The sequence below is a fragment of the Micromonospora sp. WMMD961 genome, assembly GCF_029626145.1.
In the GTDB taxonomy this organism is placed as follows: Bacteria; Actinomycetota; Actinomycetes; order Mycobacteriales; family Micromonosporaceae; genus Micromonospora.
In genome coordinates, this window is sequence record NZ_JARUBJ010000002.1 from 6,061,644 (window position 1) to 6,086,006 (window position 24,363).

The 24,363-nt window shown below is 71.0% G+C and carries 28 protein-coding genes; 16 read left to right on the plus strand and 12 right to left on the minus strand.

What is annotated here, in order from left to right:
• The first annotated feature begins 435 nt into the window (after positions 1–435).
• Both O7614_RS27620 and O7614_RS27625 read left to right on the plus strand, forming a co-directional pair.
• Positions 436–660 carry a hypothetical protein gene (locus O7614_RS27620; protein WP_278141328.1) on the plus strand — a complete coding sequence of 75 codons (225 nt, stop codon included), beginning with the start codon at positions 436–438 and terminating at the stop codon, positions 658–660.
• A 24-nt stretch (positions 661–684) separates the two neighbouring features.
• A complete protein-coding gene (locus O7614_RS27625; RefSeq protein ID WP_278141329.1) occupies positions 685–879 on the plus strand; it encodes a hypothetical protein in 195 nt (64 codons plus the stop codon).
• 49 nt (positions 880–928) lie between these two features.
• Here the strand turns inward: O7614_RS27625 and O7614_RS27630 are convergent, their stop codons facing one another.
• The 3 genes from O7614_RS27630 to O7614_RS27640 are packed head-to-tail and all read right to left on the minus strand — an operon-like array spanning position 929 to position 2,195.
• Positions 929–1,465 (minus strand): DUF1360 domain-containing protein, encoded by a 537-nt coding sequence (locus O7614_RS27630; RefSeq protein ID WP_278141330.1) that lies wholly within the window; start codon positions 1,463–1,465, stop codon positions 929–931.
• 53 nt (positions 1,466–1,518) lie between these two features.
• Positions 1,519–1,857 carry an SRPBCC family protein gene (locus O7614_RS27635; protein WP_278141331.1) on the minus strand — a complete coding sequence of 113 codons (339 nt, stop codon included), beginning with the start codon at positions 1,855–1,857 and terminating at the stop codon, positions 1,519–1,521.
• Positions 1,857–2,195 (minus strand): DUF6158 family protein, encoded by a 339-nt coding sequence (locus O7614_RS27640; RefSeq protein ID WP_278141332.1) that lies wholly within the window; start codon positions 2,193–2,195, stop codon positions 1,857–1,859. The genes O7614_RS27635 and O7614_RS27640 overlap by 1 nt, the downstream gene beginning before the upstream one ends.
• A 124-nt stretch (positions 2,196–2,319) precedes the next feature.
• Here O7614_RS27640 and O7614_RS27645 point away from each other — a divergent pair, with 124 nt between their 5' ends.
• Both O7614_RS27645 and O7614_RS27650 read left to right on the plus strand, forming a co-directional pair.
• Positions 2,320–2,745 (plus strand): hypothetical protein, encoded by a 426-nt coding sequence (locus O7614_RS27645; RefSeq protein ID WP_278141333.1) that lies wholly within the window; start codon positions 2,320–2,322, stop codon positions 2,743–2,745.
• A 25-nt stretch (positions 2,746–2,770) separates the two neighbouring features.
• The gene (locus O7614_RS27650; RefSeq protein WP_278141334.1) at positions 2,771–3,100 is read left to right on the plus strand and encodes a DUF3817 domain-containing protein; all 330 of its coding nucleotides are present in this window, start codon (positions 2,771–2,773) and stop codon (positions 3,098–3,100) included.
• Between the two features lie 48 nt (positions 3,101–3,148).
• Here the strand turns inward: O7614_RS27650 and O7614_RS27655 are convergent, their stop codons facing one another.
• Positions 3,149–3,670, minus strand: coding sequence for a DUF6232 family protein (locus tag O7614_RS27655; protein WP_278141335.1), 522 nt, complete (start codon positions 3,668–3,670; stop codon positions 3,149–3,151).
• A gap of 491 nt (positions 3,671–4,161) precedes the next feature.
• Between O7614_RS27655 and O7614_RS27660 the strand changes: the two genes are divergently transcribed.
• The gene (locus O7614_RS27660) at positions 4,162–5,139 is read left to right on the plus strand and encodes a C40 family peptidase (protein ID WP_278141336.1); all 978 of its coding nucleotides are present in this window, start codon (positions 4,162–4,164) and stop codon (positions 5,137–5,139) included.
• Between the two features lie 70 nt (positions 5,140–5,209).
• Here O7614_RS27660 and O7614_RS27665 read toward each other — a convergent pair whose 3' ends face one another.
• The 4 genes from O7614_RS27665 to O7614_RS27680 form a co-directional block, all read right to left on the minus strand.
• Positions 5,210–6,199: a sigma-70 family RNA polymerase sigma factor gene (locus tag O7614_RS27665; RefSeq protein WP_088987946.1), complete on the minus strand. Its 990-nt coding sequence runs from the start codon at positions 6,197–6,199 to the stop codon at positions 5,210–5,212.
• Positions 6,200–6,578: 379 nt separating this feature from the next.
• Complete coding sequence (gene murQ, locus O7614_RS27670) at positions 6,579–7,535, minus strand: N-acetylmuramic acid 6-phosphate etherase (protein ID WP_278141337.1); 957 nt, start codon at positions 7,533–7,535, stop codon at positions 6,579–6,581.
• Positions 7,532–8,446 carry a MurR/RpiR family transcriptional regulator gene (locus O7614_RS27675; RefSeq protein ID WP_278141338.1) on the minus strand — a complete coding sequence of 305 codons (915 nt, stop codon included), beginning with the start codon at positions 8,444–8,446 and terminating at the stop codon, positions 7,532–7,534. Before O7614_RS27675 ends, murQ begins: the two co-directional genes overlap by 4 nt.
• Positions 8,447–8,521: 75 nt before the next feature.
• Positions 8,522–9,538, minus strand: a complete 1,017-nt coding sequence (locus O7614_RS27680; protein ID WP_278141339.1) for an NAD-dependent epimerase/dehydratase family protein — start codon at positions 9,536–9,538, stop codon at positions 8,522–8,524.
• A 165-nt stretch (positions 9,539–9,703) separates the two neighbouring features.
• Here O7614_RS27680 and O7614_RS27685 point away from each other — a divergent pair, with 165 nt between their 5' ends.
• On the plus strand, positions 9,704–10,393 hold the full coding sequence (locus tag O7614_RS27685; RefSeq protein WP_278141340.1) for an SDR family NAD(P)-dependent oxidoreductase: 690 nt from the start codon (positions 9,704–9,706) through the stop codon (positions 10,391–10,393).
• Here O7614_RS27685 and O7614_RS27690 read toward each other — a convergent pair.
• Complete coding sequence (locus O7614_RS27690; protein ID WP_278142402.1) at positions 10,378–11,049, minus strand: thymidylate kinase; 672 nt, start codon at positions 11,047–11,049, stop codon at positions 10,378–10,380. The two genes, O7614_RS27685 and O7614_RS27690, sit on opposite strands and share 16 nt — an antisense overlap.
• A gap of 119 nt (positions 11,050–11,168) precedes the next feature.
• Here O7614_RS27690 and O7614_RS27695 point away from each other — a divergent pair, with 119 nt between their 5' ends.
• The 5 genes from O7614_RS27695 (at position 11,169) to O7614_RS27715 (ending at position 13,646) form a co-directional block, all read left to right on the plus strand.
• Positions 11,169–11,816 (plus strand): nucleotidyltransferase, encoded by a 648-nt coding sequence (locus O7614_RS27695; protein WP_347404380.1) that lies wholly within the window; start codon positions 11,169–11,171, stop codon positions 11,814–11,816.
• A complete protein-coding gene (locus O7614_RS27700) occupies positions 11,813–12,088 on the plus strand; it encodes a hypothetical protein (RefSeq protein WP_278141342.1) in 276 nt (91 codons plus the stop codon). Before O7614_RS27695 ends, O7614_RS27700 begins: the two co-directional genes overlap by 4 nt.
• Positions 12,089–12,098: 10 nt before the next feature.
• Complete coding sequence (locus O7614_RS27705; protein WP_278141343.1) at positions 12,099–12,875, plus strand: metallophosphoesterase; 777 nt, start codon at positions 12,099–12,101, stop codon at positions 12,873–12,875.
• Positions 12,866–13,009, plus strand: coding sequence for a GPGG-motif small membrane protein (locus tag O7614_RS27710; protein WP_007464364.1), 144 nt, complete (start codon positions 12,866–12,868; stop codon positions 13,007–13,009). Before O7614_RS27705 ends, O7614_RS27710 begins: the two co-directional genes overlap by 10 nt.
• Before the next feature lie 142 nt (positions 13,010–13,151).
• A complete protein-coding gene (locus O7614_RS27715; protein WP_278141344.1) occupies positions 13,152–13,646 on the plus strand; it encodes a TspO/MBR family protein in 495 nt (164 codons plus the stop codon).
• Positions 13,647–13,701: 55 nt separating this feature from the next.
• Here the strand turns inward: O7614_RS27715 and O7614_RS27720 are convergent, their stop codons facing one another.
• Positions 13,702–14,475: a peptidoglycan DD-metalloendopeptidase family protein gene (locus O7614_RS27720; RefSeq protein ID WP_278141345.1), complete on the minus strand. Its 774-nt coding sequence runs from the start codon at positions 14,473–14,475 to the stop codon at positions 13,702–13,704.
• Between the two features lie 251 nt (positions 14,476–14,726).
• Here O7614_RS27720 and O7614_RS27725 point away from each other — a divergent pair, with 251 nt between their 5' ends.
• The 5 genes from O7614_RS27725 to O7614_RS27745 all read left to right on the plus strand — a co-directional run bounded on the left by O7614_RS27725 (position 14,727) and on the right by O7614_RS27745 (position 20,978).
• Positions 14,727–16,073: an ABC transporter substrate-binding protein gene (locus tag O7614_RS27725; protein ID WP_278141346.1), complete on the plus strand. Its 1,347-nt coding sequence runs from the start codon at positions 14,727–14,729 to the stop codon at positions 16,071–16,073.
• A 69-nt stretch (positions 16,074–16,142) separates the two neighbouring features.
• Positions 16,143–17,189 (plus strand): sugar ABC transporter permease, encoded by a 1,047-nt coding sequence (locus O7614_RS27730; protein WP_278141347.1) that lies wholly within the window; start codon positions 16,143–16,145, stop codon positions 17,187–17,189.
• A gap of 1 nt (position 17,190) precedes the next feature.
• Positions 17,191–18,159 carry a carbohydrate ABC transporter permease gene (locus O7614_RS27735; protein WP_278141348.1) on the plus strand — a complete coding sequence of 323 codons (969 nt, stop codon included), beginning with the start codon at positions 17,191–17,193 and terminating at the stop codon, positions 18,157–18,159.
• A gap of 65 nt (positions 18,160–18,224) precedes the next feature.
• A complete protein-coding gene (locus tag O7614_RS27740; protein ID WP_278141349.1) occupies positions 18,225–19,271 on the plus strand; it encodes a LacI family DNA-binding transcriptional regulator in 1,047 nt (348 codons plus the stop codon).
• Between the two features lie 33 nt (positions 19,272–19,304).
• The gene (locus O7614_RS27745) at positions 19,305–20,978 is read left to right on the plus strand and encodes a glycoside hydrolase family 13 protein (protein ID WP_278142403.1); all 1,674 of its coding nucleotides are present in this window, start codon (positions 19,305–19,307) and stop codon (positions 20,976–20,978) included.
• A gap of 407 nt (positions 20,979–21,385) precedes the next feature.
• On the opposite strand, the gene O7614_RS27750 is transcribed toward O7614_RS27745, so the two are convergent.
• A complete protein-coding gene (locus tag O7614_RS27750) occupies positions 21,386–22,840 on the minus strand; it encodes an MFS transporter (RefSeq protein WP_278141350.1) in 1,455 nt (484 codons plus the stop codon).
• A gap of 91 nt (positions 22,841–22,931) precedes the next feature.
• Positions 22,932–24,359 carry a xylulokinase gene (gene xylB, locus O7614_RS27755; protein WP_278141351.1) on the minus strand — a complete coding sequence of 476 codons (1,428 nt, stop codon included), beginning with the start codon at positions 24,357–24,359 and terminating at the stop codon, positions 22,932–22,934.
• Positions 24,360–24,363: the final 4 nt, after the last annotated feature.

A 24,363-nucleotide genomic window follows, 5' to 3' on the forward strand; every position in this document is an offset into this window, starting at 1 on the left:
CGGGGGTCGCCTCGTTGACTGGGGTGTCGGTGTGTCCAGTGTCCCCGGGCCTCACCTAAATAGCCTTCGCGGAATACCGTCCGGCTGGAGCCGCGTAGCGCCACTCGCCGAGAGGCGACCTGCACACCGACACCAGCGCCGCCCCCGTCCCACAAGGCCGGGGGCGGCGCTGTCGGCATCCGGCGAGGCCCGACCGAACCGAGGGCGGCGGCCCGCCGCGACAACCCAGCGGACCCCTAACGGTCGCGACGAGCGCGACCAGCGCCGCAGTATCAGCCACCGCCTTGCTCTGCATCCACCGATGCGACGCACACGATCCGTAACTGGTGCATGGATGGGTGCAGAGCAAAGGCGGTGCATGGGGTCATCGACCGGCGGCGCAGGCGGCCCACTGGCGCGACGTTTGACCGATTCCGGCCCGGGTAGCTGATCGAGGTGACCGACGACGCATCAGTGGCCGGCGAGCCGGACACCCGGGCCCTCGACGACCTGCTCAACGACGTCTTCAGAGCACAGGAGCGGGTCGACCAGGGCGAGATCTACCGCAGGGCGGTGGCTGCCGGGCTCCCGGCCGACCTGCTCGCCCGAATCGACGCGCTACCCGAGGGTGAGTACTCGGTGGACGAGGCCAGCGACCTGCTGGGCGGCTCCGTCGCGTGAGCAACCGCAGAAAGGGACACCGACATGACCGACCACGAGGACCACGGCGAGAAGGTGCCGGCGCTGGGTCAGCCGCCGAAGGGCAGGGACACCACCCCTGAGCCGGACTTCGCCAACGAACACGACCGCACCGCTGTGGACCGCGACATCATCACCGGCGCGGACGAGGACGAGCGGGAGCCGGAGTCGCCGCGCGGCTGGTCCGGTATGCAACGGTGAGGGCAGACAACAACGGGGGGCCGGCGCAAGCCGGCCCCCCGTTTGGCTTTCAGTCGTCGTGCCCGCCCTCGGCGGCCTGCTGCGCCGTCGCGTACGCCATCTGCAGGAAGTCGGACGCGGCGACCGCGGTCAGCGCGGTGGCCACCAGCCGGGTCAGTCGGGGCGCGAGCACCAGGCCGCCGGTCAGTCCGGTGGCCACCCACACCGCCAGGCAGAACGGGCAGCTCAGCAGCTCGCCGATGGCGTGCCGGGTAGGGCTGCCCGAGTCGCGGACCTGCTCCATGACCTCGCCGCTGCCGATCGGGCGGTCATACCGGGTGAACGGCGCCCGCAGCGGGCTCGTCACCGCATCCTTGGACAGCAGTCGGCTCAGCTTGTGGGTGGCGATGGAGAGCAGCACCACGTCGGACGGGGCGGGGCGCTCCGGCACCGGCCGGCCGGTCACCTTGACCAGACCCGCGAGTGCGCCGGTCACCCCGGCGTAGGCGCCCATCGCCACCAGGTAGCCGCCGAGCGGCCGGTGTTCGTGCGGCGCGTACGCCCGCCGCAGCCGCGCCGCCTTGTGTCGCAGGCCAGTGTCGCTCACCCGTACTCCTCCCCTGTCGTGGTCGTGCGGAACCGGCGTCCCGGGTGGCCCGCTCAGCCGGCCTGGAGGTTGTCGGCGACCTCGCGTGCCAGGTTGCCGAGTGCCTCGTCGGCCAACTGGTCCGGGCCGGGCCCACCCGACCCGTCGGCCAGGTCGAGCTGGATCCGGGCACCGCCGGAATCGGCCGGCTCCACCCGGATCTCGGCGGACCAGTCGTCGCCCCCGCCGTCGCCCCAGCGGGCCCGCAACTCCTCCCCGCTGATCTCGGCGGCGGGACTGCCGTCGCCGCGCAGCGGCTCCGGCAGCCAGGCCGAGGCGCGGTCCGGGTCGGTGGCCGTGTTGAAGACCACCTCGGGTGGCGCGGACATGCCGCGGACGGCGCGCGCCGGCATCAGGCGTCCCGCAGGCGGCTGGGGTCGACCTCCCGGCCCGGGTGGCGGGCCAGGTATTCGGTCTCGAGTTCCGCCGTCCGTCGCAGGTGGTTGGCGAGCGCCGAGTCTGCCGCGTGCCGCAGGGTGTCCAGGCGGGTGCGGTGCAGGCTGTGCATCTCGCGGATCAGGTCCTCGTCGGTCAACTCCGTCGGGTCGATGCCGGGCAGATCACCATCGAGGCCCGATGTGCCGGCCGGGTCGGCGAGGTCGTCGCCGCCCCACTCGGGCACCCGCTGCTCCGGGCTCATCTCGGCGTTGCCGCTGGACGCGAAGCCGTCCTCACGTACCGATCCGGTCATGATCGCCCCCCTTGATCTCGTTTGGGCTGGCGTCTAGACGATTGCCCAGGCGCGGGAACGCCAAACCCGAGTCAGCTACGACACGGTGTCGGAGACCGACGCCGCCCCCGGTACCCTCGATGCCATGAGGCGGCTCTGGACCCCGGCGTGGATCGCGCGCCACGTGGCCATGGTCGTGCTGACCGTGGGCTTCCTCGGGCTGGGCTGGTGGCAGGTCAGCCGGGCCGCCGCCGGCAACAGCCTGAGCTGGGGGTACGCGGTCGAGTGGCCGATCTTCGCCGGCTTCGTGGTCTACGTCTGGTGGCGCGAGGTGAAGCTGGCCCGCCGTCGGACCGCGGAGGCCGACGCGCCGTCGGTGAACACGGACGCGGACACCGACCCCGCGCCCGAGGCGACCGGTTCCCGACCGGCGGTACGCCGACCGGTGCGGGTGACCCGGGTGCCCGCCGGCGGAGGCGCCGTCGAGGACAGCGACCTGGCCGCCTACAACCGCTACCTGTCATGGTTGAACGCCAATCCGGGCGCCAAGCCCGGTGACTATCCCGGCTGAGCCGGGCTCGGAAGGACGGACGAAGGTGGGCGCTGCCCTTACCCGGTACCGCGTGATCGCCTGGATCGTGGGCGTGGTGCTGATCCTGCTGGTCGTGATCGGCATGCCCCTGAAGTACGTGTTCGACAACCCGGTCGTGGTGGAGACGGTAGGGCCGGCCCACGGCTTCCTCTACATGATCTACCTGGTCGCCGCGTTCGACCTGAGCCGTCGAGCCGACTGGCCGCTGAAGCGGATGCTGCTGGTGATGTTGGCGGGCACCGTGCCGTTCGTCTCGTTCTACGCCGAGCGCCGGGTCAGCGCCTGGGTGGCGGCGCCGCAGCAGCAGCGGGCGCCGGAGCCGGTCGCCCGCTGAGCGGTCGGTGGGCTGACGCCAATTCGGCGCCGGCCCACCGCCGTCGGGTCAACGGCTCGGCCGCCACGGTTCGGCCGAGGCGAGCGGGTCGACCCAGCCGCCGTACCGGTTGACCTCCCGCGCCCTCAGCAGCGCCCGCGTGACCTGGCCGAACTGCCGCTCGTCGTCGGCGCTGAACAGCAGCACCTCGGCTCCCCGGTACCACCCCCACAGTTCGTAGGGCGGTGGGCGCCAGCGGTCGCCGATCATCGCCAGCGCGGCCGGAAGCAGGAACACCGCGCCGAGGATGAAGTACGCCCCAGCGGTCAGGCGGTGCAGACCACCGGTGAAGCCGAGCAGCAGCCCGACACCGCCGAGCATGCTGGCGGTGACGACGACGGCCCGGACGGCGATCCGGTCGTGCGGACCTCGGGTGGTACGCAGGTGGGTCAGGTCGGCCACCTGGTAACTGGTTCGACCGGCGGTGAACCGGTCGACGGTCACGATGATGCCGGGCCGCGCGTACAACAGGGTCGACCGGGTGCCCGGCACCGTTCGCGGCGGCCGCGTTCCTGCGCCTTCACGTTCCACGGTTCCTCCCGCGGGGGACGGTTGGCCGAGGTGACCCGGGGAGGCATCGCTACCTGTCGACGGGATTCCCGGCTCCGTTCATTGTGTTGCGGCGACGCCAGCTGACCTGTGTATTTGTCGACTCTCGACCGCACCCCCAACCGGTGACATCGCCGAGAAACAGCATCCATTTCAGGTTTTATCGGTTATGGCGGCCAGATATCCGGCGGCATGCGCCCGGAACGACGAAAGTCGTGTATCCGTCAATTCCTCACCGAAGGGACGGTTCGCCCTCCGTGCCAGGCGTCATCAGTCACGATGACGCCACCCAGCGCAGAGGTACGACCCGCCACTTCGCCAACATTCGCCCCTGCTTCAACTGCGAGCGACAGCCGTCCCGGGTTAGGTTGGGCGAGCCGGTCCGGCCCAGCGCCGTCCGCCCGGGTGGCCCCGGCCGGTGTCGCCGAGGGCGTCAGCAGCCCCGGCGGCCGTGGGAGAGGGGCCTTTCGCTCTTGTCATCCCTGAGAAACCTGCTGCGCACCATGGCACTGGCCGGCATGTCGGCCGCGCTGATCGCCCCGACGGCGGTGGCCCGCGCCGAGCCGTCTCCCGCCGACCTGACCCGCCGGATCGAGACGTCCTCGACCGAGTTGGAGCGGGTCGTCGAGTCGTACAACAAACTGCGCGAGGAGATCAAGACCAACGAGGCCGCGGTGGCCCGATTACAGGCCCGTATCGGCCCACTGGAAGAACAGGCCAAGCAGAGCCAGGCCGACGTGGCCGAGTTGGCCAGCACCGCGTACAAGAGCGGAGGCCTGCGAACCGCCGACGCCCTGCTGGGCTCCGACGGCGCCACGGCACTGCTGGACCGCCTCGGCACGCTTGACCAACTGACCCGCCAGCGGCAGGAGCGCATCTCCGGCTACACCGCCGACCAGCGACGGCTGCTGGGCGAGAAGGCCCGACTGGATGCCACGCTGACCCGGCAGGCCGCGCAGGCCCGTCAGCTCGCGACGGCCAAGAAGCAGATCGAGCAGGATCTGGCCGGGCTGTACGAGCTGCGCCGGCAGGCGTACGGGGCGGCGACCGAACGACCCGAGCCCAAGGCCGCGGTGGCCGAGGCCAAGAACGTGCCCGCGGTGGCCGGCGACGCCGGCGCGGCGGTGCGCTACGCGTTCGGCGCGATCGGCAAGCCGTACGTCTGGGCCGGCGACGGGCCGAACGGCTACGACTGTTCCGGGCTCACCTCGGCGGCCTGGCGGGCGGCCGGAAGGTCGCTACCGCACAACACGCGGATGCAGTGGAGCGCGGTGGCCCACATCGGTCGCGGCGATCTGCGCCCGGGTGACCTGGTGTTCTACAGCGGGCTCGGGCACGTCGCGCTGTACGTGGGCGACGGCCAGGTGATCGACGCGCCGAGTGCCGGCCGCAATGTGCTCAAGCGGGGCATGAACATGATGCCCATCCAGGGCTACGGCCGGGTCCGCTAGCCGGCCGACGACGCTGAACGGCCGGCGTCCCCCTATCGGACGCCGGCCGTTCGCCGTCATTACTACCAGGTCAGGCTGCCTGCAGCCCCTCCGCCCGGGCCAGCTCACGCAGCCGGCCGAGCGCCTGGATCTCCAGCTGTCGGATCCGCTCACGGGACAGCGAGAACCGGGAGGCGACCTCGGTGAGCGAGTGCTCCCGGCCGTCCTCCAGCCCGTAGCGGGCCCGCATGATGCCGGCGGACCGGTCGTCGAGGTGGTTGAGCAGCCCTTCGATGCGCTGCCGCTCCAGACCGCTGAGGACGATGTCCTCCGGCGACGGCGCGTCACTGTCGGCGACCAGGTCACCGAGGTTGGTGTCGCCGTCGTCGCCCACCGGGGTGTCCAGCGAGACGGTGTCCTGCGACCAGCGACGCAACTCGTTCACCCGCTCGACGGTGACGCCGAGCGCCGCCGCGATCTGCTCCGGCTCAGGGTCGCTGCCCAACTCACGGGTCAGCTGCCGGGCGACGTTGCGCATCCGGTTGACGTCCTCCACCAGGTGCACCGGCAGACGGACGGTGCGTTCCTGCTGGGCGATCGCCCGGCTGATCGCCTGGCGGATCCACCACGTCGCATAGGTGGAGAACTTGTAGCCGCGCTCGTAGTCGAACTTCTCGACCGCCCGGACCAGGCCGGTGTTGCCCTCCTGGATCAGGTCCAGCATGGGCATGCCCGACCGCACGTATCGGCGGGCGATCGACACGACCAGTCGGAGGTTGGCGCGGATGAAGAGGTCCTTCGCCCGCTCCCCCTCGACGACCAGCCACTCCAGGTCGGCCCGGTCGACACCGGCGGGGACAGCGTCCTCACCGAGCAGGTGCTCGGCGTAGAGGCCGGCCTCGATCGCCTTGGAGAGATCAACCTCCTTGGCGGCGTCCAGCAGTGGCGTCCGGGAGATCTCGTGCAGGTAGACGCCGACCAGGTCGCGCTCCTCGGCAACCTCGTCGGTTCGCATGCCGATGTTCTTGTCCACGTTGCCCACGGTCCCCTCGCTCGCGCCGGTTGCCCGGTTCCTTGCCATTCCCCACGTCCGTCAACCCCTGGTAACTTCTGCTGTGCCCAGCGGTGCTGACACCTACACAACAGATGAGACGTGTCGGGGATTCCGTCTCGTGAGTCGAAAGTGTCACGAATGCCTGAGTAGTAGCTGAGAGCACGGTCCATGTTTGCTGTCAGCACCCCGTCGGGCGGCTCACCTTTGGGCACCACGCACGGGTCACCGCACCATGGCAACACCACCAGCCGCGAAGGCACAGCGACCCGGGTCACCACCGCGCTGCGATCCTGGTCACTGGCAGATACGCAGCGGCGGACCGGTCGGTTCATCCATCGGGAGTGTTATTACCCCCGGGCCAGATGAACAATCCGAGGGCCGGTTCGCTTCCCGATGGCGGGCGGCGTCAGCGGGCGAGCAGGGCGAGAGCTCCGCGTACCTGGTCGGCGGAGCGGGCCAGCGCGGCCCGGGCGGCGTCGACCTCGGCCCCGGAGACCAGGGAGACGAGCGCAGTCTTCAGGTCGCCGTCGGCCTCGGCGAGGGCTTGCTGGGAGACCTGCTCGGAGCAGCCGGTGGCCTCGACCAGAATCGAGATCATTCGGCCCCGGAGCTTCGCGTTGGTGGCGACCATATCGATCATGAGGTTCGAGTAGACCCGCCCCAGGCGCACCATGACGGCTGTCGAGAACGCGTTGAGCACCAACTTCTGCGCCGTGCCCGCCTTCATCCGGGTCGACCCGGTGACCACCTCGGGTCCGGTGTCCACCCCGATGAACACGTCGACCGACCGGGCGGCCTCCGCCTCCGGATTGGCGCAGAGCAGCACCGTCGAAGCACCCTTGGCGCGCGCCGCGGCGAGCGCCCCGAGGACGTACGGGGTGCGTCCACTGGCCGCCAGACCGACCACCAGGTCACCGGCGCGTACGCAACTGGCCGCCTCGACCGCGCCGACCCGGTCGTCGTCCTCGGCGTCCTCCACGGCCCGCCACATGGCGTCCGGGCCACCGGCGAGGTGGGCGCAGAACCAGTGCCGGGGCGAGTTGAAGGTGGGGGCGAGTTCGGCCGCGTCCAGCACACCGAGGCGGCCGGAGGTGCCGGCACCGAAGTAGTGCACCCGGTGACCGCCGCGCAGTGCCGCGACCGCGAGGTCGACGGTGGCGGCGATCTCGTCGAGCACCGCGGCGACCGCCGCCGGCACCCGCCGGTCCGCTTCGTTGATCACGGTGAGGACGTCCCGGGTCGACATCAGGTCGAGGTCGACGCTGAGCGGGTTGCGCCGCTCGGTGGGCGCGCCCACCCGGACCGTGGGGCGGGCGGGCGGTGCGGGCATGTCCTCGTCCGGCTCCACCGCGCCGGCCGTCATGCCCGCCTCCGGTTCGCACCCACCCGGTGCGACTGGACCGCCTCGGCGGTCGCCTCGAGCGCCTTACGGGCCCGTGCCCGGTTGCGGGCGGCCACCCCGACGAAGAGGCAGTCGACCACGGTGAGCTGGGCCAGCCGGCTGGCCGTCGCGCCGGAGCGGTAGGTGGTCTCCCGGGCCGCTGTGGTCAGCACGAAGTCCGCCACCTCGGTGATCGGTGAACGGGGGAAGTTGGTCAGCGCCACGGTGACGGCGCCCCGGGTGCGGGCCTGCTCCAACACCTCGATCACGTCGGAGGTGGTGCCGGTGTGCGAGATGCCGATCGCGACGTCGCCCCGGCCGAGCAGGGCCGCCGAGGTCAGTGCGGTGTGCACGTCCGGGAAGTAGAAGGCGATCCGGCCGATGCGGTGCAGCTTCTGCTGGAAGTCCGAGGCGACGAACCCACTGGCGCCGGCACCGTAGATGTCGATCCGACCGGCGCCACCGATCGCCTCGACCACCTGCTCGCACACGGCCGGGTCGAGTTGCTCGGCGGTCTCCTCGACCGCTCGGGCGTCGTTGAACGCGATGGTGGCGATGATCTGGGCGAGGTCGGCACCGGGCGGGATGTCACCGCCGACCACCCGGGCGTCCGGCGGCTCGATCCGGCGGGCGGCCTCGGCAGCGAGGCGGATGCGCAGTTGGGGGTAACCGTCCATGCCCACCGAACGGCAGAATCGGATGACGGTCGCCTCGGATGTCTCCGCTGCGGTGGCGAGGTCGGTGATGGTCCGCCGGGCGGCGGCTGCCGGGTCGGACACGACCAGCCGGGCCACCCGCTGCTCGGCGGGCGACAGCGACGGCAACAGCCCGCTGATGTGGACGATCAGCCCACCGGGCTCCTGGCTCGCAGAAATCTTCGGACTCTTCGCCACGGATGAAACTTACTTTCACCAGGCGTGAGCGTCAACTATGACTGTCCGGGTGGGGAAAAGTGTCGACAGCCGAGATCACCGGTCCCGCACAGCCTGCCACTCCCGCAGGACCGCCGCCTCCTCCGCCGGGTCGAGACCACCCTGCCGTACGGCGGCCGGCTGTGCTGCCATCCAGGACGCGGTCGCCCGAACGGTGTCGGACAACGGCCGGACCGCCAACCCGGCCTCCAGAGCCGGTCGAGCGTCGCGGTCCATCAGGCCGCCGGACTCCGGCAGCCGCACCCAGAGCGGCAGCGCCCGCTCCCCCGACCACTCGCGCACATCATGGGCGGCCAGGAAATCCTGATCGACCCAGGTCAGGACCGGGTCGGGCAGGTCCAGCCCGGCAGCTACCCCGGCCAGGAAATCGGCCCGGGTCATCGCCGGCCCGGTGCCGTCGTACGTGCCGCCGAGGCGGGTGCCGGCGGCGTGCAGCAACCAGCCCGCCAGGTCGGCGACGTCCACGAACTGCACCCGGTCGGTCGGACGTCCGGGCGCGAGAACCTCGCCGCCGGCCGCCAGTCGCCGCACCCAGTACGGGAAGCGGTCGCTCGGGTCCTCGGCACCGACGATCAGCCCCGCCCGGCAGACGAACGACCGGTCCACGCCCACCCGCTCCCGAACCGCCTGCTCGATGCTCACCTTGCATTCGCCGTACCAGCGGTGGTCCGGGCCGAGCGGTCCGTCCACGCCCGGCGGGGCCGCTGCCAGCACCGGCGCGTCGACAGCGGTCTGCCCCGGGGTGGTGTTGTCGGCGTACACCGAGATCGTGGACACGAACGACCAGTGGCCGACGTGGTCGGCGAGTGCGGCGAGCGCGTGCCGGGCGTGACTGACCTGGCGGGTCACGTCGACCACGGCGTCGAAGCCGGCGTCGGCGAGCGGAACGAGCGCGTCCGGATCATCCCGGTCGACCGGCACGAACGTGGCCCCGGCCGGAACGACGCCGGACACACCCCGGGCGGCACAGGTCACGTCGTGGCCCTGCTCGACGGCGAGCCGGGCCAGGGTCCGGCCGAGGAACCGGGTGCCACCAAGAATCACAATCCGCATCCGCCGATCCTGCGCCCCCAACCACCGAACGAACCAACCACTCTGCCCACGGCAGATCGCGATCATGACGTTGATGCCACGCAGGTCGGCGTGTCGCGGCACCAACGTCCTGGTTGACGGGGAGGGCGCGGGGTGGGGGCGGGGGTGGGGCGCTAGCGTGGGCGCATGGTGGGGCGCAGCGTGTTGGTGACCGGGGGGACCGGCGGGCTCGGCGGGGCGGTCGTTGCCGCGTTCTTCGAGGCGGGCTGGCGGGTGGTCGTACCGGAGCGGCAGGCCCGGCCCGGGTCGGAGCCGGCGGCGGGAGTGGTCCGACTGGTCGCGGACCTGAGCGATCCGGCGGACGTGACACGGGCGGTCGAGGTCGCCGACGGCGAACCGACAGCGCCACTGCGGGCCGTGGTCAACCTGGTCGGCGGGTATGCCAGCGGTGGCCTGGTGCACGAGACGCCGGTCGAGGTCTTCGAGCGGATGCTCACCGTCAACCTGCGGCCGACCTACCTGGTCACCCAGGCCGCGCTGCCGCACCTGGAATCGGCCGGCGGCGGCGCGGTGGTCTGCGTCTCGGCCCGCGCGGCGGTCGCCCCGTTCCCCGGCGCGGCCGGCTACGTGACGGCCAAGGCGGCGGTGCTGGCTTTCGCCAACGCGGTCGCGGTGGAGTACCGGCACCGCGGTGTGCGCTGCAACACCGTGCTCCCCAGCGTCATCGACACCCCGGCCAACCGGGCCGCCCAGCCCGACGCCGACCACTCGCGCTGGGTGCCCCCGGCCGAGATCGCGTCGGTGATCCGCTTCCTCGCGTCGGCGGAGTCCGCGCCGACCAGCGGCGCCACCGTCCCGGTCTACGGGCGGGCCTGAGTCGCCAACGGGCCGGCGTCTCGCGGCCGGACCGACGACGAGGGCGGCAGCCAGGTCTTCAGGTGCGCCTGGATCTGCTCGGTGACCTCCTCGGCCGGGCGACCCGCGTCCACCAGCACGAAGCTCGGGTATTCGGGAAGGGCGCGGTAGGCGGTGTCGGCGGCGGTCAGCCAGCCCATTGTCTCGTGGTCGGTGCCGCGCTCCTCGATCCGCCGGTACGCCTCCGCCGGGTCGACGGCGAGCAGGAACGTCACCTGCGGCGTCGGAAAGAGCCGGTAGCCGGCCCGCGCCAACCGCTCCCAGCGTTGCCCGCCGTGGGCGCGGATGCTCGCGTACTGGCAGGCCGAGTAGCGGTCCATCACCGCTGTCCGTCCGGTGAGCAGGCAACTGACCAGAGCTATGGCGATGGCGAGCCAACGCAGCACCGACTCCACCGCCAGCACGCCGTCGCGCCCGACGAGCCGTTGCGCGTCCGGCCGGCCGAGCCGGTGGGCGAGCCGGCCGAGCCAGCGCCGGCCGCTGGCGTTACGGCGGTAGGTGGCGGGGCGCCCGGCGGCGGTCAGCGCGTCAGCCAGCCGGTGCGCCTGAGTGGTCTTGCCCGAACCGTCGATGCCGATCAGGGCGACGGTGCGCAATCGGGCCTTGCGTCGTCGCATCCCCGATGATCTGGCCACTCTCCACAGGTTATCCGACCCACGCACCTACTCCGCGAGCTTTGCACTGGTTCATCCCTGTTGACGCCCGACCGCGACACCAGCAGGTGTGACCGACCGGAATGCCGGGTACCGGAGTTCGAAATCCAACCGCCGGTCCACCAACACGACGACGGAGGAACCAGATGGCTGAGCGCGGGGACGAGAGTCTGGTGCACACCCTCAAGAAGGTCGCCGCCGTGCTCAAGCAGTCCGAGATTCCGTTCGCCCTGGGCGGCAGCTTCGCGGTCTACGCCCACGGGGGCCACTCCAGCGATCACGACGTCGACTTCCTGATCCGGGAGACCGACGTCGAACAGGCGCTGGAGGCTCTGGAGGCCGCCGGGTTCGTCGCCGAGCGCCCGCCGGAGGACTGGCTGGTGAAGGTCTTCGACGACGGTCGGATGGTGGACCTGATCCACCGGCCGATCGAGACGCCGGTGACCGAGGAGACGTTCGCCGACACGGTCATCCGACCGGTGGACGCGATCCACATGCCGGTCCTGTCCGCCACCCAACTGATGGTGCACAAGCTGCTCAGCTTCTCCCAGCACTACTGCGACTTCGCCCGTGGCCTGCCGCTGGCCCGCTCACTGCGGGAACAGATCGACTGGGAACGGGTACGCAAGGAGACGCAGCACTCGCCGTACGCCGAGGCGTTCCTGGTGCTGCTGGACCGGCTGGAGGTGGTGCCGGCCACCGGCACCCCGACCGGAGAGGGGACATCGTGACCCACCATCGCGACATCGACGCCGGGCCACCGGACGAGTACGTCGAAGCGGAGATCCAGCGGCTCCTCGCCGAGGATCCCGCCGTCGCCGAACAAGGGATCACCGTGGTCCGGCGGGAGCGCGCCATCGTGCTCTACGGCGAGGTGGAGAGCCCGCACCGGCGGGAGGAGATCCTGCGCCGGGTGTCCGAGCGCTTCCCGGACGTGCCGATCACCAGTGACATCGGGGTGATCCGCGCCCAGGCGCCCACGGAGATCGAGCAACTGCCCTGAAGGAGGTTCCATGGTGATCCGGATCGCCGCCGTGGGCGACGTACATCTGGACGAGGACGTGGTCGGCCGGTTCCGCCCCGCGCTGGAGGAACTGCCGGACTGCGCCGACGTGCTGCTGCTGGCCGGTGACCTGACCCGGCACGGCACCGAGGCCGAGGCACGTTGCGTGGCAGAGGAGTTCGGCGGCCTGGCCGTGCCGGTGGTGACCGTGCTCGGCAACCACGACCACCAGTGCGATCAGGTGCCGCAGGTGGTCAAGGTGCTGGAGGACGCCGGCATCACCGTACTGGAGGGCAACGGCGTCGTGCTCGACTGCGCGGGCGGCCGGCTCGGCATCGCCGGCGTCAAGGGCTTCGGCGGCGGGTTCGCCGGGCGGTGCGCGAGCGACTTCGGCGAGCCGGAGATGAAGGCGTTCGTCCGGACCACCAACGAGAGCGCCGACCGCCTCGGCTCGGCGCTTCGTTCGCTGGACTGCGACATGCTCGTCGCACTCACCCACTACTCGCCGGTGCCGGACACGCTGGCCGGCGAACCGCTGGAGATCTACCCGTTCCTGGGGTCGTACCAGTTGGGGCAGGCGATCGACTCGGCCCCCACCGCGCTGGCCCTGCACGGGCACGCGCACGCCGGCACCGAGCGCGGCACGACCCCCGGCGGGGTACGCGTGCGCAACGTCGCGCACCCGGTGATCAAGCAGGCGTACAGCGTCTTCCACGTCGGCGATCAACTCGACACCGACCAGGTTTCCCCGATCGGCCAGTCGGGTAGTCAGAGGTCATGGAGCTGATTCTCTGGATTCTCGCAGTCGTACTCGTGGTCGCCGGCATCCTCGCGCTGTTCCGCCGGCAGATCCTGTGGGGCATCGTCCTCATCGTCGTCGGGCTGTTGGTCGGCCCGGGTGGTGTCAGCATCTTCAATTGACGTCCGCACCGCGTACCACCGGGACCCGCCGGGGTCGCCGCGACCGGAGCTCCGTCCTCCCGACAGGAGCACCGGCTGCGGCGATCCCGGCGCCTTCTTGTCTGGGCGGTTTGACCCGCCGTTGTGCGGAAACATCTTGACTATGGAGAGATCTCGGGACACTCCGACGACGTCCGGCCGCCGACAGTGGTGGGCCCTCGTCGGCTTCGCGGCTGCCGTCTTCGTCGCGGCCGCCGTCGGCGGACTGGGCGTGCAGGGCACCACCGACGAGTACGCGAGCCTGCGGCAGCCCGCCTGGGCGCCGCCCTCGTGGCTGTTCGGTCCGGTCTGGTCGCTGCTGTACGCCCTGATCGCGGTGGCCGGCTGGCTGGTGTGGCGGCGGGTCGGCTTCTCCCCCGCCCTCTGGGCGTGGAGCGCCCAACTGGTGCTCAACGCCATCTGGACGCCGCTGTTCTTCGGCGCCGGGCAGTACGGGTTGGCGTTCGCCGAGATCGTGGTGATGTGGTTGGCCATCGGCCTCACCGTGGTGCTGTTCGCCCGGGTGTCCCGGGTCGCGAGCGCGCTGTTACTGCCCTACTGGGCCTGGGTCACCTTCGCCGCCGCGTTGAACCTGTCGATCTGGCGGCTGAACTCCTGACCCGGGGGCCTCCGACGGGCGGCTCAGCCCGCCGGAGACCGTCATCCGGTCACCCTCAACAGCGTGGGACGCCCGGGATGTAGCCGTCGTGCCCGGTGTACACGTACGCGTCGGCGATGAACCTGCCGGAGCCGATCCGGTCCCAGATCGAACTGGTCCCGTACGTGCCGGTGACCGTGGTGCCGCTGGTCTGACAGGCGATGGTCACCCGGGTGCCGTCGGCGACGGTGCCCACCGAGGCGTACCCGGTGCCGGGGCCGGAGCGGACGGTCAGCGGGGTGCCGCTGGTGTCGACCGTGCCGTTGCCGCTGCCCGAGGAGCACCCGTTGTCGCTGGTGTAGGTCTTGGTGCCCCAGTAGAGGGCGAGGGTGCCGTTGAAGCGCACCTTGATGTCGCCGCCGTTGAGGCGCTGCTCGTAGTGCAGGTGCGGGCCGGTCGAGCCACCGGTGCTGCCAACCCAGCCGAGCACCTTGCCGTACCCGACGGTCTGGCCGACCGAGACGTTGAAACCGTTGAGATGGGCGTAGTAGGTGCTGTAACCGCCCCCGTGGTTGATTCGGACGTATTTGCCATAGCTGGTGCCACCCAGGTCGGTCACCCGGTCGACCGTGCCGGGAGCGCTGGCCACGACCGGGTCGCCGAGGTCGTCGGTGCGGTTGAAGTCGACGGCGTTCGCCGGGCTGTGACCCGACCGGGTCTGCCCGGACCAGGACTGGCCGCACGGGAAGGGCACCTTGAAGGTCGGTGCGGCCAGCGCCGGGCTCGCCGGCGCCAGTACGCCTCCGACGAGCAGACCCGTCACCAGCAGGCTGATCCACCGCTTTCGCATACAGCTCCTCCTATGTCGAAAACCTTCGATGGGGTGGCCTCAGCCTGACAGATATCGTCAATCTTCGAAAGAGCCCGGGATTCCTGCCGGGAGCGCGCCCACCAGGCAGCCCGCAGGTTTCCGGATTGTTACTCGCTCGTGTCTGACAGGGGGTGGACCGGACCGGATGCAAGCGCTTACATGTGTGGCACGCCCAATCGGACCGGCGACGGGTCATCAGCACGACCGCGCCGGCTAGGAAGGAGGACGGCATGGCGGTCTTTACCAGACCACGCCAGGCCTTCGTGATCGCCGGTGTACTCGGGCTGGCGCTCAGCGCCACCGCCTGCGGTACCGGCGACGACAAGAAGAGCGACAAGGCGGGCTCCGCGGAGTGCGCCGCATACGAGAAGTACCAGGGCAACGACGGCAAGAAGGTCTCCATCTACGCGTCCATCCGTGACGCCGAGGCCGACCTGCTGGAGCGGTCGTGGTCGCAGTTCACGGACTGCACCGGCATCGAGATCGACTACGAGGGCAGCGGCGAGTTCGAGGCGCAGCTCCCCGTCCGGGTCGACGGCGGCAACGCGCCCGACATCGCCTTCGTGCCCCAGCCGGGCCTCGTGAAGCGTTTCGCGGACGCCGGCAAGCTGAAGGGCCTGAGCGCCGACACCAAGGCCCTCGCCGAGCAGAACATGCCGGCCGACTGGCTGAAGTACGGCACCGTCAACGGGACGCTCTACGGCGTGCCGCTCGGCGCCAACGTGAAGTCGTTCGTCTGGTACTCGCCGAAGACGTTCAAGGAGAAGGGCTGGGAGGTTCCGACCAGCTGGGACCAGCTCATCGCCCTGAGCGACAAGATCGCCGCCAGCGGCATGAAGCCGTGGTGCGCCGGCATCGAGTCCGGTGACGCCACCGGCTGGCCGGCCACCGACTGGATCGAGGACGTCCTGCTGCGTACGCAGGGCCCCGAGGTCTACGACCAGTGGACCACCCACGGGATCCCGTTCAACGACCCGAAGGTCGCCGACGCCCTGGAGCGGGCCGGCACGATCCTCCGCAACGAGAAGTACGTCAACGGCGGCTTCGGTGGGGTGAAGAGCATCGCCACCACCTCCTTCCAGGAGGCGGGCGTGCCGATCACCAACGGCAAGTGCGCGATGCACCGGCAGGCGTCGTTCTACGCCAACCAGTTCCCCGAGGGCACCAAGGTGGCCGAGGACGGCGACGCGTTCGCGTTCTACTTCCCGGCCATCGACGCGGCCAAGGGCAAGCCGGTCCTGGGCGCTGGCGAGTTCGTCGTCGCCTACGCCGACCGCCCCGAGGTGCAGGCGGTGCAGACGTACCTCGCCTCGGCCGAGTACGTGAACAGCCGCGCGAAGCTCGGCAACTGGGTGACGGCGAACAACAAGCTGGACATCGCCAACGTCGCCAGCCCGATCGACAAGCTCTCCGTGCAGATCCTGCAGGACAAGACCGGCGTCTTCCGCTTCGACGGATCCGACCTGATGCCGGCCGCTGTCGGCGCGGGGACCTTCTGGAAGGGCATGGTCGACTGGATCAACGGCAAGGACACTGCGACCGTGCTCCAGGGCATCGAGAGCAGCTGGCCTAAGTGATCCCGGCGGTGGCCCGGCCCGCGATCGCGGGCCGGGCCACCGGCCCAGGTGGACCGAAAGGGAGGGTTGATGGAGTTCGACTTCGCCGCTGAGCAGCCGAAGCTCCTCATGCTGCTGTACGGGCTGGTCGCCTTCGTGGCGGTGGTGGGCGGCCTGCTGCTGCTGCTCGACGTCGTGCCGGCGTGGTTTGCCCGACGACGGGAGGCGCAGCTCGTCGCCGCCTCGACGAGTGGGAATCCACTTCCGCGCCGGCCCAAACAGCGAGAGGGCATCTTCGCGCTGTTCTTCCTGCTGCCGACGCTGCTGCTACTCATGATCGGCCTGGTCGTACCCGCCATCCGCACCACGATCCTCTCCCTGATGGACCGGGGTGGCGACAACTGGGTGGGGCTGCGCAACTACGGCTGGATGTTCTCCGACGACTCGATCGTCCGAGTCCTGACCAACACCCTGGTATGGGTGCTCCTGGTCCCACTGGTGGCGACCGTGTTCGGCCTCATCTACGCCGTACTGGTGGACAAGGTCCGGTTCGAGGCGGTGGCAAAGTCGCTGATCTTCCTGCCGATGGCCATCTCCTTCGTCGGCGCCAGCATCATCTGGAAGTTCGTCTACGCCTTCCGCGGCGTCGGCGACCAGATCGGCCTGCTCAACCAGATCGTCGTCAGCCTCGGTGGCGAGCCCAAGCAGTGGCTCCTGAACTCACCGCTGAACACGCTGCTGCTGATCGTCATCATGGTCTGGATTCAGGCCGGTTTCGCCATGGTGATCCTCTCCGCCGCGATCAAGGCGATTCCCGGAGACATCGTGGAAGCCGCCCGGCTCGACGGGGTCACCCCGTGGCAGATGTTCTGGCGGATCACCATGCCGAGCATTCAGCCGGCGCTGATCGTGGTGGTGGTGACGATCTCGATCGCCACACTCAAGGTCTTCGACATCGTCCGGACCACGACCAACGGCAACTACGACACCAGTGTGATCGCCAACGAGATGTACAACCAGGCCTTCCGGTACGGCGAGAGCGGCCAGGGCTCCGCGCTTGCGGTCTTCCTCTTCATCCTGGTCATCCCCATCGTGATCTACCAGATCCGCAACCTCCGTCAACAGCGGGAGGGCTGAGATGACGACCGCAACGCCCACCGTCGCCGCCGGCACACAGAAGACCGACGGCACCCCGTCGACCACCGCCGGCCGGGTCCGCAGACGATTGACCAGCCGAACCGCGACGCTCGTCTCGATCGTCATCGCTGTGGTCTGGACCATCCCGACCTTCGGTCTGTTCATCTCCTCTCTCCGTCCCGAAGACGAGATCAAGACGACCGGCTGGTGGACCGCGTTCACCAATCCGCAGTTCACGCTGGAGAACTACCAGCAGGTCCTGTTCGGGCGGTCGTCGTCCTCCGGGCAGCTCGCCAGCTACTTCATCAACTCGCTGGCGATCACCATCCCGTCGGTGCTCTTCCCGCTCGCCTTCGCCTCGCTCGCCGCGTACGCACTGGCGTGGATCAACTTCCGGGGTCGGGACTGGCTCTACATCGCGATCTTCGCGTTGCAGATCGTGCCCCTGCAGATGGCCCTGGTTCCGCTGTTGAGGTTCTTCTCCACCGGCGTATCCCTCGGCGGCGTCACCCTGATGCCGGCCTGGGACCTCGTCGACGAGCAGAAGTTCGCCCAGGTGTGGTTCGCGCACACGTGCTTCGCACTGCCGTTCGCGGTCTTCCTGTTGCACAACTTCATCTCGCAGCTGCCGGGAGACCTGATGGAGGCGGCACGGGTCGACGGGGCCACCCACCCGAAGATCTTCCGCACCATCGTGCTGCCGCTGATCACCCCGGCGCTGGCCGCGTTCGGCATCTTCCAGTTCCTCTGGGTCTGGAACGACCTGCTCGTCGCGTTGATCTTCGCCGGTGGCGGCGACGAGACCGCCCCGCTCACGGTGCGGCTGGCCGAGCTGGCCGGAACCCGGGGCAACGAGTGGCAGCGGTTGACCGCCGGAGCGTTCGTCTCGATCGTCGTACCTCTCGTTGTTTTCCTGTCCCTGCAGCGCTTCTTCGTGCGAGGTCTGCTCGCCGGCAGCGTCAAGGGCTGACCCGCGCCCGCCGCCGCCTGGCCCCTCGGGCGGCGGCGGGTGCCGGGCACCGAGCGGGGGAAACCGTGACGAGGATTGATGATGTCGCCCGGCTGGCCGGGGTCTCCACGGCCACCGTCTCCCGGGCACTACGCGGGCTGCCGACCGTCTCGGCCGCCACCCGGCGCAGAGTGCTCGCCGCGGCCGAGCAACTCGACTACGAGGTGTCGCCGAGCGCGTCCCGGCTCGCCGGTGGCCGGACCGGCACGGTGGCGGTGGTGGTCCCCCGGATCACCCGGTGGTTCTTCAGCACCGTCGTCGAGGCGGTCGAGGAGCACCTCCACGATTCCGGCTACGACCTGTTGCTCTACAACCTGGGCGGGCGGGAGCAGGTACGCCAGCGGGTGCTGCGCACGGCCAACCTGCACAAGCGGGTCGACGCCATCATGCTGGTCGCCACCCCGCTGCGTCCGGCCGACCTGACCGCGCTGGCCAGCCTGGACCTACCCGGGGTGACCATCAGTTCAGGCAGCCGGGTGCCCCGGTGGCCGTGCGTACGGATCGACGACGTGGCCGCCGCGCGAACCGCCACCCGGCACCTCATCGACCTCGGCCACCACCGGATCGCGCACATCTCCGGCGACCCGGACGACGAGTTGGCCTTCACCACCCACCTCGACCGGCGCCGGGGCTACCAGGCGGAGCTACGGGCGGCGGGTGTGCGGCTCGACCCGAGCCTGGACGTCGAGTCGACGTTCACCATCGACGGCGGCAACCGGGCCACCGCCGAACTGCTGGCCCGGGGCGCGCCGCCGACCGCGATCGTCGCGGCCTGCGACGAGATGGCGATGGGCGCGCTGACCGCGTTGCGCGACGCCGGTTTGCGGGTACCGCAGGACGTCAGCGTGATCGGTATCGACGACCACGACCTGGCGGGCGTACTCGGGCTCAGCACCGTCGCCCAGCCCGCGGCCGAGCAGGGCAGATTGGCCGCGCGGATCCTGCTCGACCCGCTCGGCGCCCGCACCCTGGGACCGGTCGTCGGCCAGCGCGGCGCCGGTTGCGACACGCCGGTGATCCTGCCCACTCGGCTGGTGGTCCGGGAGTCCACCGCACCACCCCGGGCACACTGAAACCTCAACCACGGCAAGACACGGGAGAAGACCCTGAACACCGATCCGACGCAGCAGACCCCCGCCGGTCCACCGGTCACCGGCTGGTGGACCGAGGCGACCATCTACCAGATCTACCCCCGCTCGTTCGCCGACTCGGACGGCGACGGCATCGGTGACCTGCCCGGCATCACCGCCCGCCTCGACCACCTGGTCGAGCTGGGCGTGGACGCGGTGTGGCTCTCCCCGTTCTACCCGTCACCGCAGGCCGACGCCGGCTACGACGTGGCCGACTACCGCGACGTCGACCCACTGTTCGGAAGCCTCGCCGACGCGGACAAGCTGATCGCCGAGGCCCGGTCCCGCGGCCTGCGGGTGATCGTGGACCTGGTCCCGAACCACACCTCCTCGGCACACCGCTGGTTCCAGGATGCCCTGCCCACCCCGCCCGGAAGCCCGGAGCGCTCCCGGTACATCTTCCGCGACGGGCTCGGCCCAGCCGGCGACCAGCCGCCGAACGACTGGCAGAGCGTCTTCGGTGGACCCGCCTGGACCCGCACGGTGGACCCGGACGGGCAGCCCGGCCAGTGGTACCTCCACCTGTTCGACACCGGCCAGCCGGACCTCAACTGGGACAACCCTGAGGTGCACGCCGAGTTCCTGGACGTGCTGCGGTTCTGGTTGGACCGTGGGGTGGACGGCTTCCGGGTCGACGTGGCGCACGGCCTGGTCAAGCAGGCCGACCTGGCCGACTGGCAGGAACCGCAGGAGATCCTCTCCGGCAACGAGATCGACAAGCCGCGCCCGCCGATGTGGGACCAGGAGGGTGTGCACGAGATCTACCGGCAGTGGCGGCAGGTCCTGGACAGCTACCCGGGCGAGCGCGTGCTGGTCGCCGAGGCGTGGGTCGAACCGGCGGAGCGGCTGGCCCGCTACGTCCGGCCGGACGAGATGCACCAGGCGTTCAACTTCGAGTACCTGCTCGCCGCGTGGACCGCGCCGGCCCAGTACGCGGTGATCACCCGCTCGTTGGAGGCGACCGACTCGGTCGGCGCACCGACCACCTGGGTGCTGTCCAACCACGACGTCGTACGGCACGCGTCCCGGCTCGGCCTGCCGATCGGCGGTGGCCGCCCCAACGGCATCGGCATCGGCGACCCGCAGCCGGACGCCGCACTCGGCCTGCGCCGGGCCCGGGCAGCAACCATGCTGATGCTCGCCCTGCCCGGCTCGGCGTACCTCTACCAGGGCGAGGAGCTGGGGCTCCCCGAGCACACCACGCTGCCGGACGAGGCTCGGCAGGACCCGACCTGGGCACGCACCGGGCACACCCAGCGCGGCCGGGACGGCTGCCGGGTGCCGATCCCGTGGGAGGCCGACGCCCCGTCGTACGGCTTCGGGCCCACCGACGCGAGCTGGCTGCCGCAGCCGTCGCTGTGGGCGGAGTACGCGCTGGACCGCCAGCGCGACGTGCCCGGCTCGACGTACGAGCTGTACCGCACGGCATTGCGCCTGCGCCGCGACCACAAGCTGGGCCGCGGCACCCTCGAGTGGCTGTCCTCCGGCGACGACGTGCTGCGCTTCCGCAACGGTGGGCTCACCGTGCTGACCAACTTCGGTGCCGCCCCGGTACCGTTGCCCGCCGGTGCCGAGGTGCTCGCCACCAGCGCACCCCTGGACGACGACGGCGCGGTCCCGACCGACGTGACCGTCTGGCTGCGCGGCTGATCCCCACCGACCGACCCGCCACCCGACCGACCCGCCGTGTGAGCGACGCTCGCAGGGCTGGTCGGTCGGGTGCTTTGGAGCTGATGCCGCAAACGAGTCACGAGACACCCCGCCGCCACGCCCGACGCCCGACGCCCGACGCCCGGAGCCTGACGCCTGACGCCCGACGCCAAGATCGTGCTACTTCCGGGATGTAGGGGCATCCTGCCGCGTGGAAACCACTACATCCCGGAAGTAGTGCGATCTTGGGCATTGGGAGGGGCGCCGGGCGCGGACGCGGTCCACGCACGGACCTGGCCACGCACGGACGCGGTCCAGCGCGGTCACGGGAGGGCGGGGGCCAGCGCGGGCGGGCGCAGGCCAGCGCGGGCGGGCGCGGGCGGGCGCGGGCGGGCGCGGGCGGGCGGTTAGAGGCGGTCGGCTCGGGTGTGCAGCAAGTCGTGCACGTTCTCGATGTCGGCCGGTGAGGTCCGCGAGGCGAGCCAGTACATGATTCCTGTGGGGATGAAGAAGAGCTGGAACGCGGCCAGCCCGACAGCGAAGTTCAACGGCGGCGGGAATGCCGCGCGCAGTCCCTGGAACGCCACCCCGACCAGCCCGTTGCCGGCCGCCCGACCGACCCCGTTGACCAGGTTGCCCAGGCTGTAGACAGTGCCCCGGTGCTCCGGCGGGTTGACGTCGGCGATCAGCGCGAACCAGTTCGGCGAGTTGGCCGAGGTCAACGCGAGCGCCACGACAGCGGTGAGCAGGCTCAGCCCGACCGACGGCTCGGTGAAGACGCTGGCCAGCACGGCGCCGACCACCGCGCCGCCGCTCGCGCCGTCGGGCACGTCGATGGTCACCGGGACGAAGAACAACACCAGGTAGAACGGCAACGCGGCGAGGATGCCGACCGCGGCGACCAGAGCGCGCCCTCTCGGCGTACGCCGCTGCACCGCGTCGCCGACCAGCCCGCCCACGATGGAGAGCACCCCGCCGAGCTGGAACAGTGTGGCGAAGACGCTCCCCACCACCACCGCCGTCGACGTCGAGTAGCCCTGCGCCTCGGCCCGTTCGGCGAAGAGCACCGGCAACCACACCAGTGAACCGAAGGCGGCCTGCGCGGTGAGCCCCTGCAGGATCAGCCACCGGTTGGTGCGTCGGGCCAGGATGCGCGGTAGGTCGGCACGGCTGATCCGATAGTCGTACTCGGCGCCGGCGTCCAGCCGGGAGGCCAACTCCGGTTCGCTCTGGCCGCGCCGGATGTCGTACGTGAACAGGTAGGCCACTGTGGCGGCCAGGCCGACGCCGGTCAGGATCAGGAACGGCCGCCGCCAGTCGGTCGCACCGAGGAGCCCTCCGACGAGGGTGCCCGCCAGGGTGCCGACTCCCTGGGAGAGCCCCCAGAAGCTCATCACCAGCCCGCGCCTCGTCGGTGAGATCAGGTCGGTGACCACCGAGAAGCCGACCGAGCCGACCGCCCCGAGGCCGACCGCCGCGACCAGTTGCGCGGCGAGGAACGTCAGGTAACCGCCGGCGAGCGCGCTGCCGCCGGTACCCGCCGCCCACAGCAGTGTGCCCACCATGAGCAGGGGCTTGCGGTTGGTCCGGTCGCCCACGTACGCCCAGCCGACCGCGGCCACGGCGCTGACCAGGAAGCTGACGGCGGTGACCAGACCGAGCAGTCGCCCCGACACGTCGAACGCGTCGGAGATCGGGCCGTACAGCGGCGGGACCAACCCGATCGCCACGTTGTCCAGTGAGGCGAGCAGCACGAACACCACGACGCTGTACAACCGGTGCGCCGGGCCGCCGCCCCGGCCGTGCGGGCGTTGGCCGGGCTGCGCCCCGCCACGGCCGGGCCCGCCACTGGTCACCGTCATGACCGGCAGCAAACCAGACGCGACTCAGGACCTCGTCACGCGGGTGGGTGCCGGTCGGCTTCCCGGGCACCCACCCGCGTCGATCCGATGGTCAGCGCCGGTCGAGAACCAGTCCGCGCGCCGCGGCGTACTGCTCACGCACGGCGGGGACGGGCTCGTCCGCGTACTCCTCGGTGCCCTTGAGCTGCCACACCGGCGGTGTCGCACCGCCCAGGGCGACCCAGGCGGCCTGCCGGGCAGCACCGTCGGCAACGTACTCCCCCGCTGGTGGGACGACCACCGGGCAGCCGAACACCTGCGGTGCGATCCGGCGGACGGCGGCGGACCGGGCTCCGCCGCCGACCAGGATGACCCGGCGGGCGGTGGCACCCTGGGCGGTCAACGCGTCCAGCCCGTCGGCGAGCGCGCAGAGCATGCCCTCCACGGCGGCCCGCGCGAGGTGCGCGGGGGTCGACGTGCGCAGGGTCAGGCCGTGCACCGCGCCGGTGGCGAGTGGACGGTTCGGCGTCCGCTCCCCCTCCAGGTACGGCACCATGACCAACCCGTCGGCCCCGGCCGGCGCGGAGAGTGCCAACTCGGCCAGCTCGTCCAGCCCGACGCCGAGCAGCGCGGCGGCGGCGTCCAGCACCCGGGCGGCGTTGAGCGTGGCGACCAACGGCAGGAAGCGACCGGACGCGTCGGCGAAGCCCGCCACCGCACCGCTCTCGTCGGCGGCCGGCACGTCGGCGACGCTGAACACGGTGCCGGAGGTGCCGATCGAGACGATCACGTCACCCGGCCCGGCGCCGACGCCGAGCGCGGCGGCGGCGTTGTCCCCGGTGCCGGCGCCGAGCAGTGCGCCGCCCCGCCCACCGAACTCGTCGGCCAGCTTGCCCGCCGACTCTCCCGGACCGAGCACCTGGGGCACCACCAGCCGCCGGCCGAAACCCCGCTCCAGCAGGTCCATCCGGTAGTCGCCGGTGGCCGGCGACCAGTAGCTGGTGCCGCTGGCATCACCCCGGTCGGTACGCAACGCGTCCAGCCCCGGTGCGCCGGCCAGCCGCCAGGTCAGCCAGTCGTGCGGCAGGCACACCGCCGCCACCCGGGCGGCCCGCTCCGGCTCGTGCGTGGCCAGCCACCGCAGCTTGGTGAGGGTGAAGCTGGCCACCGGCACGCTGCCCGTGGCCTCGGCCCAGAACCGACGCCCGACCGGGCCGCCGCCGGCCTCCTCCACGAGGTCGGCGGCGGCGTCGGCGGATCGGGTGTCGTTCCACAGCAGCGCCGGGCGGACCACCCGGCCGTCCTCGTCGAGGCAGACCATGCCGTGCTGCTGGCCGGCGACGGAGATCGCGGCCACGTCGGCCAACCCGCCGGCCTGGTCGGCAGCGCTACGCAGCGCCTGCCACCAGGCTTCCGGGTCGACCTCGGTGCCATCCGGATGTGCGGCGCGACCCTGCCGGAGCAGGGCACCGGTCTCCGCGTCCCGGATGACCACCTTGCAGGACTGGGTGGACGAGTCGACGCCTGCGACCAACGGCATGGCG

What these genes read in the sequence shown, in the direction of transcription:
- O7614_RS27625 (WP_278141329.1), top strand. Translation starts at nt 685, where the DNA reads ATGACCGACCACGAGGACCACGGCGAGAAGGTGCCGGCGCTGGGTCAG.
- O7614_RS27635 (WP_278141331.1), bottom strand. Translation starts at nt 1,857, where the DNA reads ATGCCGGCGCGCGCCGTCCGCGGCATGTCCGCGCCACCCGAGGTGGTC.
- O7614_RS27640 (WP_278141332.1), bottom strand. Translation starts at nt 2,195, where the DNA reads ATGACCGGATCGGTACGTGAGGACGGCTTCGCGTCCAGCGGCAACGCC.
- O7614_RS27645 (WP_278141333.1), top strand. Translation starts at nt 2,320, where the DNA reads ATGAGGCGGCTCTGGACCCCGGCGTGGATCGCGCGCCACGTGGCCATG.
- O7614_RS27665 (WP_088987946.1), bottom strand. Translation starts at nt 6,199, where the DNA reads ATGGCAAGGAACCGGGCAACCGGCGCGAGCGAGGGGACCGTGGGCAAC.
- murQ (WP_278141337.1), bottom strand. Translation starts at nt 7,535, where the DNA reads ATGACGGCCGGCGCGGTGGAGCCGGACGAGGACATGCCCGCACCGCCC.
- O7614_RS27680 (WP_278141339.1), bottom strand. Translation starts at nt 9,538, where the DNA reads ATGCGGATTGTGATTCTTGGTGGCACCCGGTTCCTCGGCCGGACCCTG.
- O7614_RS27685 (WP_278141340.1), top strand. Translation starts at nt 9,704, where the DNA reads ATGGTGGGGCGCAGCGTGTTGGTGACCGGGGGGACCGGCGGGCTCGGC.
- O7614_RS27690 (WP_278142402.1), bottom strand. Translation starts at nt 11,049, where the DNA reads ATGCGACGACGCAAGGCCCGATTGCGCACCGTCGCCCTGATCGGCATC.
- O7614_RS27695 (WP_347404380.1), top strand. Translation starts at nt 11,169, where the DNA reads ATGCCGGGTACCGGAGTTCGAAATCCAACCGCCGGTCCACCAACACGA.
- O7614_RS27705 (WP_278141343.1), top strand. Translation starts at nt 12,099, where the DNA reads ATGGTGATCCGGATCGCCGCCGTGGGCGACGTACATCTGGACGAGGAC.
- O7614_RS27710 (WP_007464364.1), top strand. Translation starts at nt 12,866, where the DNA reads ATGGAGCTGATTCTCTGGATTCTCGCAGTCGTACTCGTGGTCGCCGGC.
- O7614_RS27715 (WP_278141344.1), top strand. Translation starts at nt 13,152, where the DNA reads ATGGAGAGATCTCGGGACACTCCGACGACGTCCGGCCGCCGACAGTGG.
- O7614_RS27720 (WP_278141345.1), bottom strand. Translation starts at nt 14,475, where the DNA reads ATGCGAAAGCGGTGGATCAGCCTGCTGGTGACGGGTCTGCTCGTCGGA.
- O7614_RS27725 (WP_278141346.1), top strand. Translation starts at nt 14,727, where the DNA reads ATGGCGGTCTTTACCAGACCACGCCAGGCCTTCGTGATCGCCGGTGTA.
- O7614_RS27730 (WP_278141347.1), top strand. Translation starts at nt 16,143, where the DNA reads ATGGAGTTCGACTTCGCCGCTGAGCAGCCGAAGCTCCTCATGCTGCTG.
- O7614_RS27735 (WP_278141348.1), top strand. Translation starts at nt 17,191, where the DNA reads ATGACGACCGCAACGCCCACCGTCGCCGCCGGCACACAGAAGACCGAC.
- O7614_RS27750 (WP_278141350.1), bottom strand. Translation starts at nt 22,840, where the DNA reads ATGACGGTGACCAGTGGCGGGCCCGGCCGTGGCGGGGCGCAGCCCGGC.
- xylB (WP_278141351.1), bottom strand. Translation starts at nt 24,359, where the DNA reads ATGCCGTTGGTCGCAGGCGTCGACTCGTCCACCCAGTCCTGCAAGGTG.